Annotated in this window: 10 protein-coding genes and 3 rRNA genes; 8 read left to right on the top strand and 5 right to left on the bottom strand. The window is 57.3% G+C overall.

Annotated elements, in window-relative coordinates:
* The first annotated feature begins 102 nt into the window (after positions 1 to 102).
* The gene (locus tag AAEO81_RS01515; RefSeq protein ID WP_341961222.1) at positions 103 to 1,287 is read left to right on the top strand and encodes an MFS transporter; all 1,185 of its coding nucleotides are present in this window, start codon (positions 103 to 105) and stop codon (positions 1,285 to 1,287) included.
* Between the two features lie 293 nt (positions 1,288 to 1,580).
* The gene (locus tag AAEO81_RS01510) at positions 1,581 to 2,585 is read left to right on the top strand and encodes an aldo/keto reductase (protein WP_341961221.1); all 1,005 of its coding nucleotides are present in this window, start codon (positions 1,581 to 1,583) and stop codon (positions 2,583 to 2,585) included.
* 154 nt (positions 2,586 to 2,739) lie between these two features.
* Here AAEO81_RS01510 and lapD read toward each other — a convergent pair whose 3' ends face one another.
* Together lapD and AAEO81_RS01500 are read right to left on the bottom strand one after the other, a co-directional pair.
* Entirely contained in the window at positions 2,740 to 4,683 is a 1,944-nt protein-coding gene (gene lapD / locus AAEO81_RS01505) for a cyclic di-GMP receptor LapD (protein WP_341961219.1), read from the bottom strand.
* A gap of 27 nt (positions 4,684 to 4,710) precedes the next feature.
* Positions 4,711 to 5,421 carry a transglutaminase-like cysteine peptidase gene (locus tag AAEO81_RS01500; protein WP_341961217.1) on the bottom strand — a complete coding sequence of 237 codons (711 nt, stop codon included), beginning with the start codon at positions 5,419 to 5,421 and terminating at the stop codon, positions 4,711 to 4,713.
* 327 nt (positions 5,422 to 5,748) lie between these two features.
* On the opposite strand from AAEO81_RS01500, the gene AAEO81_RS01495 reads away from it, so the two are divergent.
* From AAEO81_RS01495 to AAEO81_RS01470, 6 genes are all read left to right on the top strand, one after another.
* On the top strand, positions 5,749 to 6,492 hold the full coding sequence (locus tag AAEO81_RS01495; RefSeq protein ID WP_341961216.1) for a GntR family transcriptional regulator: 744 nt from the start codon (positions 5,749 to 5,751) through the stop codon (positions 6,490 to 6,492).
* 209 nt (positions 6,493 to 6,701) lie between these two features.
* The gene (locus tag AAEO81_RS01490; RefSeq protein ID WP_218576226.1) at positions 6,702 to 7,430 is read left to right on the top strand and encodes an alpha/beta fold hydrolase; all 729 of its coding nucleotides are present in this window, start codon (positions 6,702 to 6,704) and stop codon (positions 7,428 to 7,430) included.
* A 661-nt stretch (positions 7,431 to 8,091) separates the two neighbouring features.
* The gene (locus AAEO81_RS01485) at positions 8,092 to 8,868 is read left to right on the top strand and encodes a DUF3050 domain-containing protein (protein ID WP_341961215.1); all 777 of its coding nucleotides are present in this window, start codon (positions 8,092 to 8,094) and stop codon (positions 8,866 to 8,868) included.
* A gap of 49 nt (positions 8,869 to 8,917) precedes the next feature.
* Positions 8,918 to 9,862, top strand: a complete 945-nt coding sequence (locus tag AAEO81_RS01480) for a diiron oxygenase (RefSeq protein WP_341961213.1) — start codon at positions 8,918 to 8,920, stop codon at positions 9,860 to 9,862.
* Positions 9,859 to 13,314 carry a non-ribosomal peptide synthetase gene (locus AAEO81_RS01475; RefSeq protein ID WP_341961211.1) on the top strand — a complete coding sequence of 1,152 codons (3,456 nt, stop codon included), beginning with the start codon at positions 9,859 to 9,861 and terminating at the stop codon, positions 13,312 to 13,314. The genes AAEO81_RS01480 and AAEO81_RS01475 overlap by 4 nt, the downstream gene beginning before the upstream one ends.
* 50 nt (positions 13,315 to 13,364) lie before the next feature.
* Positions 13,365 to 13,835, top strand: a complete 471-nt coding sequence (locus AAEO81_RS01470) for an SRPBCC family protein (protein ID WP_341964435.1) — start codon at positions 13,365 to 13,367, stop codon at positions 13,833 to 13,835.
* A 131-nt stretch (positions 13,836 to 13,966) separates the two neighbouring features.
* Here the strand turns inward: AAEO81_RS01470 and rrf (AAEO81_RS01465) are convergent.
* The 3 genes from rrf (AAEO81_RS01465) to AAEO81_RS01455 form a co-directional block, all read right to left on the bottom strand.
* A 5S ribosomal RNA gene (gene rrf / locus AAEO81_RS01465) occupies positions 13,967 to 14,082 on the bottom strand.
* 109 nt (positions 14,083 to 14,191) lie between these two features.
* A 5S ribosomal RNA gene (rrf, locus tag AAEO81_RS01460) occupies positions 14,192 to 14,307 on the bottom strand.
* Positions 14,308 to 14,461: 154 nt separating this feature from the next.
* A 23S ribosomal RNA gene (locus AAEO81_RS01455) occupies positions 14,462 to 17,353 on the bottom strand.
* Positions 17,354 to 17,554 lie beyond the last annotated feature (201 nt).

Here is a 17,554-nt window from a genome sequence, read left to right as displayed (position 1 = left end):
CGATCTGTCAGTCAGCATCCCTATGGCTGTTCGACCGACATCGCGAGCAAGCTCACTCCTACAGGCTCCGGGTCACGATCAAACAAGGACATAAAAACAACAGTGGCCACCTACTCCCTCGTCATCCGCCGCCTGATGGTCTGTTCACTGACCATCGTCATGAGCCGCGCGATGACCAGCCCGTTACTCACACTGTTCCTGAGCACCAAGCTGGGGTTGAATCAGCAGGACGTCGGGCTGTTGATGGGCATCGCGGTGTTCCTCGCGACGCTGCTGGGGCTGTACGGCGGGTACATCATCGATCGGCTGGAAAAGCGCAAGCTGCTCATTCTGGCGATGCTCTCCAGTGCCATCGGCTTCACGCTGCTGACCTTCGCCCAGAACGTTTACCTGACCACCCTGACCCTGGTGATCACCGAAACCGCCTCGGCGCTGTTCCTCATCGGCTCCAAAGCGATCATCAGCGAAAACCTCCCCATCGGTCAGCGCGCCAAGGTGTTTTCGCTGCGCTACACCCTGACCAACATCGGCTACGCCACCGGCCCCATGCTTGGCGTGCTGATTGCCGGGCAACTGCCTTTGGCGCCGTTTCTGATTGCCAGCGCCATCGCGTTCGGCAGCATGTTTCTGATGATCGGCATCCCGCCGACCGTGGCGGACAATCAAAACCAGCCGCGCAGTTTTCTCGACACCCTCGCCACGCTGAAGGGCGACCGTACGCTGATCCTGTTCACCGGCGGCAGCCTGCTCAGCACCATCGTTCACGGCCGTTACACGCTGTACCTCTCGCAGTTTTTGCTGGTCACCCACACCCCGGCGCAAGCCCTGAAAATCCTCTCTGCGGTGTTGGCCTGCAACGCGATCACAGTAATCCTGATGCAGTACCAGATCGGCCGTTTTCTCAAGCGCGAACAACTGCCGTACTGGATTTGCCTCGGCACTGCGTTGTTTGCCGTCGGACTGTTCGGTTTCAGCTTCGCCCAGACGACGGTGGCGTGGTGTGCGGCAATGTTCGTGTTCACGCTGGGCGAGATGATCATCTACCCCGCCGAGTACCTGTTCGTCGACACCATCGCCCCGGAACACCTGCGGGGCAGCTACCTGGGCGCACAAAACCTCGCGGCCTTCGGTGGCGCGATGAGCCCGGTGATCTGTGGTTATTTATTGATCAACTCGCCTGCGCCAACGATGTTTTACGTGCTGGCGGGGCTGACGGCGGTGGGTGGCACGTTATGTTTTTTGGCGGGGCGCAATGCGAGGCTCACAACCGCTGACATCGCTCCCTGAACCAGCGGCTCGTTGCCCCTCGCCCTCATGCGAATGAATACCTGTAGGAGTGAGCTTGCTCGCGATTGCGGAGTGTCAGAAACGAATACATCAACTGGTAAATCGCGATCGCGAGCAAGCTCACTCCTACAGTGGATGGCGTACATCAGGCATTCCTGTGAAACCCGTGCGGCAATAAGCGTCTACCTCGCCGTGCCGAAATTGTCACTTTTCAAATCCGTCATAAACAGGCGAGTATGTCCGGCCTAGAGCTGTCCTTATTTCTATCTCCCTGACGAAAAGGATATCGAGCAATGAACCACCGCATTCTTGGCCAATCCGGCCTCAAGGTTTCGACACTGACGCTGGGCTCCATGATGTTCGGCGTGCAGACCAGCACCGAAGAGTCGCTGCGCATCATCGACAAGGCCTGGGATGAAGGCGTGAATTTCATCGACACCGCCAACGTCTACAACGCCGGTCGCTCCGAAGAAATCGTCGGCGAAGCCATTGCCTCCCGCCGCAGCGAATGGGTCTTGGCCACCAAAGTCGGCAGCAGTTCAGGCAACACTGCGCCGAACACCAGCGGCCTGAACCGCAAGCACATTTTCAATGAAATCGAATCCAGCCTGCGCCGTCTCGACACCGATTACATCGACATTCATTACCTGCACAAAGAAGACCACAGCACCCCGCTGGAAGTGACGGTTTCCGCCATTGGCGACCTGATTCGCGAGGGCAAGATCCGTTACTGGGGCGTGTCCAACTTTCGGGGTTGGCGCATCGCTGAAGTGGTCAATGTCGCCGAGCGTCTGGGGGTCGACAGACCCGTGATCAGCCAGCCGCTGTACAACATCGTCAACCGTCAGGCAGAACTTGAGCAGATCACCGCCGCCAAGTTCTACGGCCTGGGCGTGGTGCCTTACAGCCCCTTGGCGCGCGGCGTGCTCAGCGGCAAATACGCGCCGGACGTTACGCCCGACAGCAGCAGCCGCGCAGGCCGTCAGGACAAGCGCATTCTGGAAACGGAGTGGCGCACCGAGTCGCTGCACATCGCGCAGAAATTGCAGCAGTACACCCAGGACAAGGGCGTCGGCCTGGTGGAGTTCGCCATTGCCTGGGTGCTGAACAACCAGGCAGTGACCTCGGCCATCGTCGGCCCGCGCACCGAAGAACAGTGGGACAGCTATACCAAAGCGCTGAGCGTGCAGATCACGGCGGAAGATGAGGCGTTCATCGATTCGCTGGTCACGCCGGGTCATGCTTCGACGCCGGGGTTCAATGATGTGCAGCATTTTGTGACGGGCCGGTATCTGTAACTCCTCCGGTTTTCTGAATCCCTGTGGGAGCACATTCATTCTGGGCGGCATCCCGACGAAACTGTGTACAGGCGACGCATTCATGTCGACTGAACAGGCCTCTCGCGAATGAATTCGCTCCTACAGGTTGTTAGGCGAGCTCTGGTCGGTCGCCTCATTTCCAAGGCGCAGGATCACCAAACAACTGCCCCTGCACCCCCTGAATCCCCATCTCCCGCAGCACGACAAACTCCCCTTCCGTCTCCACCCGCTCGGCAATCAGCGGCAGATCGATGCTGTGCGCCGCCCGTTGAATCGCCTCGATGAACAACCGTTTGTGCCGCTCCTGATCAATGGCCCGGATGTAGCTGCCTTCGATTTTCAGGTAGGCCAATCCCAGGCTCGACAGGTTGCCAATCATGCTGAACCGCCCACCAAAGTGCTGCAGCGCCAACGAATAGCCTAAATCCTTGAGACGGCGAGTCAGTGCTTCAAGGGTCTGCTGATCAGGAACCTGCTCCTCACCGATTTCCAGAATCAATCGAGGGGCCAGATGCGCGTGGCGCTTGAGCAGGTCCATGACCTCGTTCAACGCGCCCGCGTCGGAAAGCGTCGCAGCGGACAGGTTCAGCGCCAGCTTCTGGTCATGTCGAGGGAGCTGGTCGAAGACCGTTTCGAGCATCACCCGGTCGTGCCGCGCCGACCAGCCGAAGCGCTCGATCCACGGCAGGAGTCGCCCCGCGGGCAGGGTCTGCGATTCGTCATCGATCACCCGCGACAACACCTTGAAATGCAGCACGCGGCTCACGTCGCGGGCATCCATCACCGGCTGGAAAAACAGCTGAAAGCGGCGTTCGGTCAGGGCTTGATCCAACAGCTCGTACCACACGTGATGATCATCTTCGAGGCTTCCGACCGCACTGTGTTCGATGCAATACCAGATGCGGTCGGTCTGGGTTTCGGCTTGGGAAAGCGCCTGATCACCAAGGCCCAGCAAGGTCTGCGCTGAATCGCCAGGGCTGTACGGCGCCAGGCCGATATACGCAGCGGGGCTAACGTCCGACGCGCCGGTGCCACGCAGGCTGCACAACGCCGTTTCCAGTTCGTAGGCCAATTGCAGCGCTTCTTCCTTCACCAGCCCCGGCGCCAGCACGGCAAACTCGCCCCCGCGAATCCGGCTGATCAGATGCCGCGCTTCGGCGTGATTGAAACACTGGCGCACCAGCACATCACTGACGGCCACCAGCAGCGCATCGGCTTTGTGGCTGCCCAAGCGCTCGTTGAGCCCTGTCAGGTCGTTGACCCGCATCAGCAGCAGATAGCCCGAGCGGGCGTCCTCGACCTGACTGACGTGCGCGTGCAAACGCATGTCGAAATAGCGGCGATTGGCGAGCCCCGTCAGGCTGTCTTCGTAGGATTCCATGCGCAGCTTTTCGGTGCGCTCGGCCTGTTCGAGAAACAGCGCCTTGAGCTTGTCGACCATCTGGTTCATGGCCTGCACCACCCTGCGCAGCTCAGGCGTCATCGGCAGTTGCGGCACGCTGAGAAATTCGCGGCGGCCAATCGCCTGAGACTGCTCGACCAGATAATCCAGCGGCCTGAGCTGACGCCGCAGCAGCCACGCCCCCAACAGAAAACTCACGACCCCACACAGCAATAGCCAGCCTAGATTGCCCACCGCGGACTGCCATAGCTTGCCGATGGCGAACATAGGGTGGCTGACCACCTCGACCCGGGCCGCAGGCCGCCAGCCACGGCTGACAATTGCGCTGGCTCCTGCGGGCTGCAAGGCGATCAGTTCGATGAACCAGTCCGGCGCGGTCGCTGCAGGCACGGCGCTGCGCTCGACGAGGATTTTGCCCGTTGCAGGGTTTACCACGCGAATTCGCGCGTAATAGCCGCTATCGAAGATCGAGCTGACCATCAGGTCCATCATCGTCAGGTCATCCACCGACGGTGTCAGGGACAGTGCCAGCGCAGTGGCCGCGTCCTGAGCGTGGGAGCGCAGTTGGTTCACGTATTGGTCGCGGGAGCTTTCCAGGCTGACCATGAAGCCGCCACTGAACGCGACAAGCATGAACACGCAGATGGCAAGCAACAGCTGTTTGAACAGGGTCATGGGCGATTCCTTGTTCTGTCGAATGGATCAGGGCGTGTTGCCCTCGACCGGAAAACCTTCGGCTTTCATCTTGTTCAACACGTCCTGCCAGCGGGACAGCTGTTTGATATCCCCCGCGATACTGTTGCTCCCTATGGAGGCGTCCGTGGCATCCGGCAACCAAACGCCCTCACCGTTGAAGGCATACACCGGCAGCAGGTCCTTGCGGGCGTCGGCCGGTTCGAGGCTGTCGGTCAGGCTGTCGAGCACGATCGGCTCGCCATCCCCGTCCGGGTAATACGTGAGCACCATATGCGGGCGCTCGGGGTTGAGGACCTTGACGTACGTGATCAGCAGCTTGTCGGCGGGCATACCCCATTGCCGCAGGCTGAAATACTTGGCAATGGCGAAATCCTCACAGTCGCCAGCGCCCTTCCACAGCGCCTCGACAGGCGTGGCCCAATAATCGTCGACGCCCCATAAATCGATATCTTCGACGTAACGCAGCTCTCGATTGAAGAAGAGGTTGACCCGCTGCAGCAGCTCTAGGTCGGTGGCAGGCCTGCGCCCATCGAGCATCGCCCGCCATTCATCGACCCGGTGGCGCCCCTCTATCGAAGCGCCATACAGCGCAGTCGCCCGGCGGGTGATCAGCGAGAAATCCCAGTCGGTACTCGCCAGACTCGCCAACACGACACCCGTCAGCAGAATCTGACAAAGCGTGCGTACAGGGCGGTCGAGGACGAATCGGATCGCCAAGGCAGTCAGTCCATGGGATCGACCGGAGGTACTCGCTGTCGAGCCTCCAACCGAGGAAAATAATGGCATCTGGCGATCATTGCCTTGCGATTCAACGACTTCGATCGACTGCTGGCATGCGCGTGGAAATGCCTTGTCCAGGCGACCGTTTTCCGACGCCCCGTGTCGATGTCAGGATAGATCACCGTACGCACATGAATGTCAGAAAGCCTTGTAGAATGCGGGCCGCCTCGGCCGAGTCAAAGACTTTGCAAAGTTTGACAACGCCAGACACGGCCTCTAGTGTTCCATTGGATCCAATGCCCGATCAGTGAAGAAGAAATAACGATGCGCAGGACAGAGAAAGAGCAGTTTCTCCGAGAAATTCTAGGGAATGAACAACCGCCCGCGCACATGGCGCGCGCCGTTATTGAAGAGAAACTGCGTAGCGCGATTCTCGATGGCCGCTTGCCAGCCGGGTTTGCCTTGCGCCAGCAGGAGCTGGCCACACTGTTCGGTGTCAGCCGTATGCCTGTACGTGAAGCGTTGCGCCAGCTTGAGGCTCAATCGCTACTGCGCGTCGAAACCCATAAAGGCGCCGTCGTTGCACCACTGATCAATGAGGACGCGACCGACGCCTACGCGCTGCGCATTTTGTTGGAGTCTGAAGCCCTGCGGCAGTCGATCCCGCTCCTCACCGCTCAGGACATTGCAACTGCCCGGGACTTCATCGAACAGCTTGAAGTTGAAACCGACTACACGCGGATCGGCACGCTCAACCGAATGTTCCACATGACACTCTATTCCCGTGCGTCCAATAAACGCCTACTCAAGCTGGTCGAGGACGGGCTTAACGAGGAAGAACGTTTTCTGCGTTTCAACCTCAAGTACATGGGGCTGGGCAAGCTGTCCCAGCACGACCACCTGGAACTGTTGCAGATGGCTGAGGCTGGCGCCATCGAGTCGACCGTCAGCGCCCTCGCACACCACTTGAACCGTGGCGTCGAAGCCATCAACGGATATCTGAAAAGCCGTCCAGCGGAAGTCGCCAACTCCGCCCCGGCGTCAAGGAAGCGCGCCCTCGTTCCGTGAGGGTTCAAAGACCGTGGACAGCGACTGTGCACGGTCCAGCATTCGCACCCCTGCCTGTGTTCGCCGCGAGCGAGCAGACGAGGCATGGGGCTGATCGAGCATCGTAATGTGCGATGCCAGCGCCGAAGGACCCGGCCCCACGGTTATCAGTAGCCCGCGCTTGCAGGCTTGGGAAAACCTGAGTGTACGCCGAGAAAAACAAATGGCTGATGGTTGTCAATTCCGGGCAACCCATCAAAACACGCCTGATCTGCTTTCCCCATGCGGGCGGCGATCCAGAGCAATTTCGTGACTGGTCGGAGGGCCTGGCGGATCACATCGAACTGGTCACCCTCCGTCTGCCGGGGCACGGCAGCCGCCTCAAGGAAACGCCGTACGATCAATGGGCGCCCTTGCTTGAAGACGCCTTTCTTGCGTTAGAACCTTACCTGACCGAGCCCCATGCTTTTTATGGCCACAGCTTCGGTGGCCGTGTCGCGTACGAGATGGCCCGATTAACCCAGGCACATTACCCGGACCTGACACGCCACCTGTTCATTTCCGGCTGCCGCAGTCCTGACAGCCAGCAGCCAGAGCCCTATCTGCACACGCTCCCCAAAAACGACTTCATCGACGCGTTGATCAAGCTCGGCGTAGCGCCAGACTCGATCCTGCACGACAAAAAGCTCATGCGCCTCTTTGAACCGGTGATGCGCAGCGACCTTAAGCTCTCGGAATTGTGGTCGCATTGTCCCGACGGCGGGCTAAATATTCCGTTGACCGCCCTCTACGGCAGCGATGATCCGGTCGATACCGCCGTCAGCATGATGAACTGGCGCGCCTTCACCCGCCGCGAATTCGAGCTCATCGAAGTCTGTGGCCGTCATGACTTTCTCAAATCGCAGCGCCACCGCCTGCTGCACATCATCAATACACACCTGGGATTGCTGGGGGCGTGATCGTATTCAAGCCCTTCCTGCCTGCATAAACCCCCTCTCCTCACGCTCGTAATTCTCTCTGCGTTAACGCAGCACTTTGCTGTGCTTCAGGCAAACTCGGCTCAAGAACACGCCTACAGTCGGTTTCGTAAACGCGATTCTCATGGAGCAACGAAAGGAGTTGTGCACAGGGCGGAGACGAATGACGGACTTCTATCAACGTCGCCCACAAAATTCTTCCTAACCGATTATTCAGTGTAAGAGCAACGCTGAACGAGGCATTCGTTCATTATTATCGATTCTGACTCTATTGAGCTGGAAGGGTTGCTTGCATCCAAATAAAACATTGAGCGCGTGTTTTATCAGGCCACGTCACGTTCCGTTTTTAGTGCAAGTAAATATTCTTAAAAAGTAATTGCGCCCCAATTAAAAAGTGCTTTAACGTTTTCTCGTTGCCGCTTGAACGACGCCAAAGGCATCGATTTTCAAGGGCAACAAAGCGACAGCCCCCGCAGCCTGGGCGGCTGTCTCCGACACGTTTCACTCTTAGACGACGTTTTGTTCGCGGTCCGTGCTCGCCTGATTTTCAACAGCGCGTGAAACAAACACCGATCCCAGCGCCGCTGTTTCGCATCACACTTAGAACAAAGCGTTCGAACTCACACTTTTCAAGGACGTCATCATGAACATTCAAAAACAACTATTGAACCGTAAGAAATCGGAACTAAGTGCCCACCCGATATTTTCTGAAATTGATTCTCTGGATGTATTACGACGTTTCATGGAGGCTCATGTTTTCGCCGTCTGGGACTTCATGTCACTCACCAAGCGACTGCAACAGGAGCTGACCTGTACCCGGCTTCCGTGGTTGCCGCCCAAAGACCCGAAGGCCGCTCGCCTGATCAACGAGATCGTGCTGGGCGAGGAATCAGACGATCGACTCGATCATGGTCACTACAGCCATTTCGAGCTGTATCTGGATGCCATGCGCGAAGTCGGCGCCAGCACGACGCGCATTGAACGCTTCGTCGAGCTGCAAAAAGATGGCGTTCCGTACGAAGCGGCGCTGAACCGCGTTAACGCAGGTAGCGCCGAAGCAGGTTTCGTGCGGGACACCCTCGACATCGCCCTCAATGCGCCCGCTCACAGCGTCGCCGCTGCCTTCCTGCATGGCCGTGAAAGCGTCATCCCGCAGATGTTTCAACGCATCCTCGACGACTGGGGCATCACGGCCAGCCAGGCGCCGACCTTCCGCTATTACCTGGAACGCCACATTGAAGTCGATTCGGAAGACCACGGTCCCGCTGCAGAGTCGCTGCTGGCACGCCTGGTCGATGGCGACGAACAGCGCGAGCAGCAAGTCTACGAAGCCGCCATCGCCGCCGTGGAAAGCCGCATCGCGCTGTGGGATGCCCTGCGCGTGAGCATGCGCGAACCGGCGTTGGAGGTCAGTGCATGAGCCTGTCGCAGCACCTCGACTCCCCTTCAGCCCACACAAGGACGACATCATGAAAGCCGAAGACTATTTATCCTTTGCCGATGCCTGGGAAGGCCGTGCGACGATCCGCACCCGCCCGCGCCGCATCGTCGAAAACGACGAAAAACTCATCTATCCCCTGAGCCGCCAGCCGCTGGTGCTCAGCGACACCTTCACCCGCGAATGCCCGCACCTGCGAGATTTTGCGCTCATCCAGAGCCTGTACAAGTTCATCAACGATGTGGTGATCTTCGAGACGGAAATCGTCGACAAGACCGCTCGCAGCATCGCCAAGGACAACTTCGCGATCCGCTTCCCGTTCGCCTGCCGCTACGACGCCATGACCGTGGTGGTAGACGAGGACTACCACGCGCTGGTGGCCATGGACTTCATGCAACAGACCATCGCCCTGACCGGTATTCAACCGATTCATCTGCCGCTGGAAATCGAATTGAGCCGTGCGATTCCCGCTGCATTGGCCCTAGCACCTGACCCTCTGCACAGCGCCGTAGAACTGATCTGCGTGGCCATCGCCGAGAACACCGTGACCAATGATGTCGCGGCGTTCGCCAAGGACGACACGGTCAAGCAATCGATCAAGGGGCTGATGGCCGATCACTTGCTCGACGAAGGCCGGCATTCCGGATTCTGGGCGCGCCTGGTGCGCATCTACTGGAATGCCGCGCCCGAAGAAGACCGCCAGACCATCGCACAGATCATGCCGGTGTTCATTGCTCAATATTTGACCAACGACATTCAGAAATCCTTTGATTTCGTGTTGATCGAGCATCTGCCGGTGTCCGAGCCGGTCAAGCAAGCCCTTCGGGACGAAACCCAAGCGATGAGCTTCCCGATCAATCGCCATCACCCGCTGGTGGGCAACATCGTGCGTTTCTTCAAGACCAGCTCAATGCTTGATTCACCCTGCGTGCAACACGCTCTGGCCGACTACTTGCCAGTGGGGGGAGTGCAATGAAACGTCTGGACATTGTGCTTATCGGCCACAGTCAGGCCCTCACCGAGCTAGGCGCCGAACTCGACAGCCATGGCCATCTGCTTAATCGACTCATTGATGCTCAGGCTCTGGAAGACAGTGAACTGACGGGCTCATCGATGCTCATTGAGGATGGCACGCTGGATCTGGCGAGCGCGCGCCTACAAGCGTTCCAGACAAGCGTGCATCTGGGGCTTCGCGCGGGGCTGACTCCCGATGTGCAATCCGGATTGCCGCAGGTCGAATTGCTCTGCTGGTACGGGTCGGCCGTTGCGCAGCGCCTGATCGTGCGCGATACCGTGCCCACCGAGCCCTCTGGTAATGGACGCATGCTACGCGACCGTGCAGTGGCGACGTTGATCGATCATGTGGCGCTATTGGTCAGTCGTTTCTCCCGTGATCTCGAACATTTCGAGCGAGATGAGCGGGTTGAACCGCCCCAAAGCGAATGGCAGGAGAGCCTGCACGCGCTGGATCGGCTGGCCTTCGAGCATCGCTTCAATCGCACGGCACAGCCGCACCTGCTCGGGATTGCGCAACAGCCTTTGATAGCGCGGCTGGATCGCGCTTTCGCTACGTTCGCTGACCGTCGAGCGTTGAACATCGACGGCGAACACATCAGCTACGACACCCTGCGCGCCCACAGCGTCGCCATTCAGGCACTGATGCAACCGTTTTTGCCGGGTGTGTCAGGCAATGAGCCGCCGGTCATTGGCATCTGCCTGCCGAAATCAGCAGCGTTGTTTGCCGGGATTCTCGCGATTCTGGGATATGGGGCGGTCTATCTGCCGCTTGACCCCAGCCAGCCCACTCCGCGTCAGCAGTACATCCTGGAGAACGCCAAAGCGGTGCTGTTGCTGCATGACGGCCAGCACCCGCTTGCCGGACAGTGCGTGCCGGGGCTGGACATCAGCCAGATAGACGTCACTGAATCGCCTCAATCGCTGATGCGCCAGGCGGTCGGCCCTGATGCACCCTGCATGGCGCTGTACACCTCGGGCACTACCGGGCATCCGAAGGGCGTGATGCTCAGTCAGCGCAACCTGAGCCACTTCACGGCTTGGTACGCCGATTATGTCAGCCTGTCCGAGCGCAGTCGGGTGTTGCAGTTCTCGACCTTAAGCTTCGACTCCTCGGTGATCGACATCTTCCCCACCCTGCTCAGCGGCGCTGAACTGGTGGTTGCCAGTGAGGATCAGCGACGTGATCCACTGCAGTTGGTGGAGCTACTGGATCAAAACCTCAGCCACGCCTTTCTGCCGCCCGCACTGCTGAGCATTCTCCCTCTTGAAAAACCGCTAAAACTTGAACACTTGTGCACCGGGGGTGATGTCTGCGAACCCTATGTCATTGAGCGTCTGGCTGCGCAGTGTCAGTTCCACAACCTATACGGCCCCACCGAGGCCACAGTGCTGATCACTGCCGGGCAATTTCAGCCAGGCAGCAGCAATCGCAACCTCGGACGCCCGATCGCCAACAGCCAGTTGCTGATTCTCGACGAGCAGATGCAGCCTGTAGCCGAGCAGACGGCGGGAGAGCTTTACATTGTCGGGCCTGGCGTGGCGTTGGGTTATATCCACAACCCGACTCTGACGGCCGAGCGTTACGTGCAGATTCCACTGGGTGACGGAAAAACCCTGCGCGCCTATCGCACCGGCGACATGGGTAAATGGACTGACGCGGGTATCGAGCTGGCGGGGCGCCGTGACAATCAGGTGAAGATTCGGGGTTTCCGCGTCGAGCCTGAAGAGATCGAGCATTGTTTGCGCGGCAGTCAGCTGTACCGCCAAGTCGCGGTGGTCGTCGATGAGCAACGTCGAATCCTGGCGTTTCTGGCCCAGCCCCATGGCGCCGAGCCCGATGCTGCACGCGCCCTGTTGAAAACCCATGTAGAACGTTTGCTGCCCGATTACATGCGACCTGCGGCGTATACCGAACTGGCGAACATGCCTTTCGCCAACAACGGCAAGGTTGATCGCAAGGCGTTGCTGCAATTGCCGGTAAACATGATCGAGCAGGTGCCACGTCGCCAACCGGAAACCGAGAACGAACGCCTCTTGCTGACATTGTGGGCTGATCTGCTGGAGCTGCCGCCGGGGGATATTTCTACCGAAGAGAGCTTCTTCAATCTCGGAGGACACTCGATTTTGCTGTCGCAGATGTTGTTGGGCATCCGCGAGCAGTTTGGGCGGAGCATTCCCATCAACCGCTTCATCGAAGCCCCGACCCTGATCACTCTGGCCTCGTTGATCGACAACGACGGTGCCTCCTCTTGGACCGTCAGCCCGCAGGCGATCAAGGATGCAATGACGCCACTGGATCTGCCGGTGTTACCCGTGGGCAAGCTCGGAGACGTGCACAAGGTCATTCTCACCGGTGCCAACGGCTTTCTCGGCGTGCACATCGTCGAGGCGCTGCTGGCGTGGGGCGCGACGGAGGTGGCGTGTCTGGTGCGCGAGGGCAATGGGTCGACGGCCCAGGATCGATTCGTCGAATCCTTGCGTGAAAATCGACTGGAGCATCTGGACCTGAGCCGGGTGCGTGTCTATGCCGCCGACATTACCCAACCGCAGTTGGGATTGAGCGATGAGGTGTACGAACGGCTCGACCGCGACTTTGGCGCGCTGGTGCACAACGCGGCCAACGTCAACCACGTGCAGGATTACGAAACGCTGGCCAAGGACAACGTCGCGCCAATCTTTGAATGCCTGCGGTTGTGCGAAGGACGCAGCAAGAAGGTGTTCAACTTCGTCTCAACGCTGTCAGCGTCGAGTGCCGTTGACGCCGATGGCAGCGTGCTGGAGGCGCCTGCTGCTGACACACCGCCGATCTACATCAAGAACGGCTACAACCTCTCCAAATGGGTCGCGGAACGCGTCCTGCAAAAGGCTCGCGAGCAGGGGGTTTGGGTCAACATCTACCGGCCGGGCAACATCGCGTTCAACAGCCTGACCGGCGTCTGCCAGCCTCACAAGAACCGCTTGATGCTCATGCTCAAGGGCTCGATGCAATTGGGGCAAGTACCTGATTTCTCGATGACCTTCGACCTGATGCCCGTCGACTTCCTCGCCCGCTTCATCAGCTTCCATAGCAGCCGTTATCAGCCTGCTCGCGCCGTATTCAATCTCCACAACCCTGAACCTCTGAGTTGGAGCGGCTACGTCGATGCGTTTCGGGAAGCGGGTCGCGAATTCGAGATGGTCAGCGTGGCGCACTGGCAGACCCAGCTCAATCGGGTCGACAGCCAGAACGCGCTGTTCGGCGTGCTCGGCTTCTATCTCGACGGCTTCGAAGAGGACATCGGCGACATCTCAATGATCGCCTATCAAAACGCGCTCGCCGGCGTGCAGCGAATGGGCGAACGCTATCCGCAGAAAACCCCGGCGCTGCTGCGCAAAGGCTGCGACTACTTGAAAGAAATCGACTTCATCTAACCGTAACACCCACGTACGTAATGGAGAACGACATGAACGCAATCAACAAAATCGACGCACTGAAACCCGACACGCTGATCGCCAATCCGACAGGCACGCCTGTGGTGTCGTCAGTCCAAGTCGCAGCGCGAGCAGACGAGGTATGGCAAGTCGTGGGCGACTTCGGAGGATTCGCGAAATTCATTCCGGCCCTGGACAACATTGAAGTGATTGGTAGCGGTGTTGGTTCGATCCGGCACAAGCGCTTCAAAGAGGGAGGGCTGGAAGTGGTCGAGCAGCTCAACTCGCGGAATGAAAAAGCGTATTCGATGACTTGGACTACGATCTATAACAATCTGGGTGTTGGAAATCTGTGGGCTTCAATGACCGTGCTGCCCGCTGGCGAAAGTAGCTGTGTTGCGACCTGGACCATCATTGCCGAGCCGGATGAGGGGAACACTGCAAGCGCCATGGAGTTTCAGACATTCCTGCAAGGCTTCGCAGATGACGCGATGAGCAATGTGCAGAAGCTGTTTGGCTGATCTGCTCTGAATACACGGCCAGCTTCGGTTTCGCCAGAGCGTGCTTTTCGTTTGATGGCTGGGGTTCTGTTATTTGCACCCTGAAACGACAAAACCCCATCTGCGCGAGCAGATGGGGTTTTGGAATTTAATCTTGACGATGACCTACTCTCACATGGGGAAACCCCACACTACCATCGGCGATACATCGTTTCACTTCTGAGTTCGGGATGGGATCAGGTGGTTCCAATGTTCTATGGTCGTCAAGAAATTCTGTAGCCGATCCGTTACCAGGTAACGTGTCAGCGAAAATGAGTGACCTTCACTTATAAAGACAAAACCCCATCTGCTTTCGCAAATGGGGTTCTGGAATTTAATCTTGACGATGACCTACTCTCACATGGGGAAACCCCACACTACCATCGGCGATACATCGTTTCACTTCTGAGTTCGGGATGGGATCAGGTGGTTCCAATGTTCTATGGTCGTCAAGAAATTCGGGTACCAAGTCGTGGCCAGCGGCCTCGCCTCAGCAAATCGGGTATGTGATCAGGTCGTTCGTCTGTGCTGCAAACTTTCGGTTGCTGTCGTCTTCACAGTCACCGCAATCTGATGCCCTCTCGGGTCGCAGATTGCTTGGGTGTTATATGGTCAAGCCTCACGGGCAATTAGTATTGGTTAGCTCAACGCCTCACAGCGCTTACACACCCAACCTATCAACGTCGTAGTCTTCGACGGCCCTTCAGGGAACTCAAGGTTCCAGTGAGATCTCATCTTGAGGCAAGTTTCCCGCTTAGATGCTTTCAGCGGTTATCTTTCCCGAACATAGCTACCCGGCAATGCCACTGGCGTGACAACCGGAACACCAGAGGTTCGTCCACTCCGGTCCTCTCGTACTAGGAGCAGCCCCTCTCAAATCTCAAACGTCCACGGCAGATAGGGACCGAACTGTCTCACGACGTTCTAAACCCAGCTCGCGTACCACTTTAAATGGCGAACAGCCATACCCTTGGGACCGGCTTCAGCCCCAGGATGTGATGAGCCGACATCGAGGTGCCAAACACCGCCGTCGATATGAACTCTTGGGCGGTATCAGCCTGTTATCCCCGGAGTACCTTTTATCCGTTGAGCGATGGCCCTTCCATACAGAACCACCGGATCACTAAGACCTACTTTCGTACCTGCTCGACGTGTCTGTCTCGCAGTCAAGCGCGCTTTTGCCTTTATACTCTACGACCGATTTCCGACCGGTCTGAGCGCACCTTCGTACTCCTCCGTTACTCTTTAGGAGGAGACCGCCCCAGTCAAACTACCCACCATACACTGTCCTCGATCCGGATAACGGACCTGAGTTAGAACCTCAAAGTTGCCAGGGTGGTATTTCAAGGATGGCTCCACGCAAACTGGCGTTCACGCTTCAAAGCCTCCCACCTATCCTACACAAGCAAATTCAAAGTCCAGTGCAAAGCTATAGTAAAGGTTCACGGGGTCTTTCCGTCTAGCCGCGGATACACTGCATCTTCACAGCGATTTCAATTTCACTGAGTCTCGGGTGGAGACAGCGCCGCCATCGTTACGCCATTCGTGCAGGTCGGAACTTACCCGACAAGGAATTTCGCTACCTTAGGACCGTTATAGTTACGGCCGCCGTTTACCGGGGCTTCGATCAAGAGCTTCGCGTTAGCTAACCCCATCAATTAACCTTCCGGCACCGGGCAGGCGTCACACCCTATACGTCCACTTTCGTGTTTGCAGAGTGCTGTGTTTTTAATAAACAGTCGCAGCGGCCTGGTATCTTCGACCGGCATGGGCTTACGGAGCAAGTCCTTCACCCTCACCGGCGCACCTTCTCCCGAAGTTACGGTGCCATTTTGCCTAGTTCCTTCACCCGAGTTCTCTCAAGCGCCTTGGTATTCTCTACCCAACCACCTGTGTCGGTTTGGGGTACGGTTCCTGGTTACCTGAAGCTTAGAAGCTTTTCTTGGAAGCATGGCATCAACCACTTCGTGTTCTAAAGAACACTCGTCATCAGCTCTCGGCCTTGAAATCCCGGATTTACCTAAGATTCCAGCCTACCACCTTAAACCTGGACAACCAACGCCAGGCTGGCCTAGCCTTCTCCGTCCCTCCATCGCAATAACCAGAAGTACAGGAATATTAACCTGTTTTCCATCGACTACGCTTTTCAGCCTCGCCTTAGGGACCGACTAACCCTGCGTCGATTAACGTTGCGCAGGAAACCTTGGTCTTTCGGCGTGGGTGTTTTTCACACCCATTGTCGTTACTCATGTCAGCATTCGCACTTCTGATACCTCCAGCAAGCTTCTCAACTCACCTTCACAGGCTTACAGAACGCTCCTCTACCGCATCACCAAAGGTGATACCCGTAGCTTCGGTGCATGGTTTGAGCCCCGTTACATCTTCCGCGCAGGCCGACTCGACTAGTGAGCTATTACGCTTTCTTTAAAGGGTGGCTGCTTCTAAGCCAACCTCCTAGCTGTCTAAGCCTTCCCACATCGTTTCCCACTTAACCATGACTTTGGGACCTTAGCTGACGGTCTGGGTTGTTTCCCTTTTCACGACGGACGTTAGCACCCGCCGTGTGTCTCCCATGCTCGGCACTTGTAGGTATTCGGAGTTTGCATCGGTTTGGTAAGTCGGGATGACCCCCTAGCCGAAACAGTGCTCTACCCCCTACAGTGATACATGAGGCGCTACCTAAATAGCTTTCGAGGAGAACCAGCTATCTCCGAGCTTGATTAGCCTTTCACTCCGATCCACAGGTCATCCGCTAACTTTTCAACGGTAGTCGGTTCGGTCCTCCAGTCAGTGTTACCTAACCTTCAACCTGCCCATGGATAGATCGCCCGGTTTCGGGTCTATTCCCAGCGACTAGACGCCCTATTAAGACTCGCTTTCGCTACGCCTCCCCTATTCGGTTAAGCTCGCCACTGAAAATAAGTCGCTGACCCATTATACAAAAGGTACGCAGTCACCCAACAAAGTGGGCTCCCACTGCTTGTACGCATACGGTTTCAGGATCTATTTCACTCCGCTCTCCGCGGTTCTTTTCGCCTTTCCCTCACGGTACTGGTTCACTATCGGTCAGTCAGTAGTATTTAGCCTTGGAGGATGGTCCCCCCATGTTCAGACAAGGTTTCTCGTGCCCCGTCCTACTCGATTTCATTGACAAGAGATTTTCGCGTACAGGGCTATCACCCACTATGGCCGCACTTTCCAGAGCGTTCCGCTAATCTCAAATCAACTTAAGGGCTGGTCCCCGTTCGCTCGCCACTACTAAGGGAATCTCGGTTGATTTCTTTTCCTCAGGGTACTTAGATGTTTCAGTTCCCCTGGTTCGCTCCATGCACCTATGTATTCAGTGCAAGGTAACCATCTTGTGATGGTTGGGTTCCCCCATTCAGACATCTCCGGATCACAGTCTGTTTGCCGACTCCCCGAAGCTTTTCGCAGGCTACCACGTCTTTCATCGCCTCTGACTGCCAAGGCATCCACCGTATGCGCTTCTTCACTTGACCATATAACCCCAAGCAATCTGGTTATACTGTGAAGACGACATTCGCCGAAAGTTTGCATTTCACAAACTTTACCTTAGCCTGGACACGCACCAGTGAAAGAGGTGCCCAGTCTATCTTTCTATCACATACCCGAATTTTTAAAGAACGATCTAATCAAAGACTAGAAATCAACGTTCGAACCAAACGTTCATTTCTAAGCTT

Origin of the sequence: Pseudomonas sp. RC10 (assembly GCF_038397775.1) — a bacterium.
GTDB lineage: Bacteria > Pseudomonadota > Gammaproteobacteria > Pseudomonadales > Pseudomonadaceae > Aquipseudomonas > Aquipseudomonas bambusae.
This window is presented reverse-complemented; position numbering and strand designations above follow the sequence as displayed.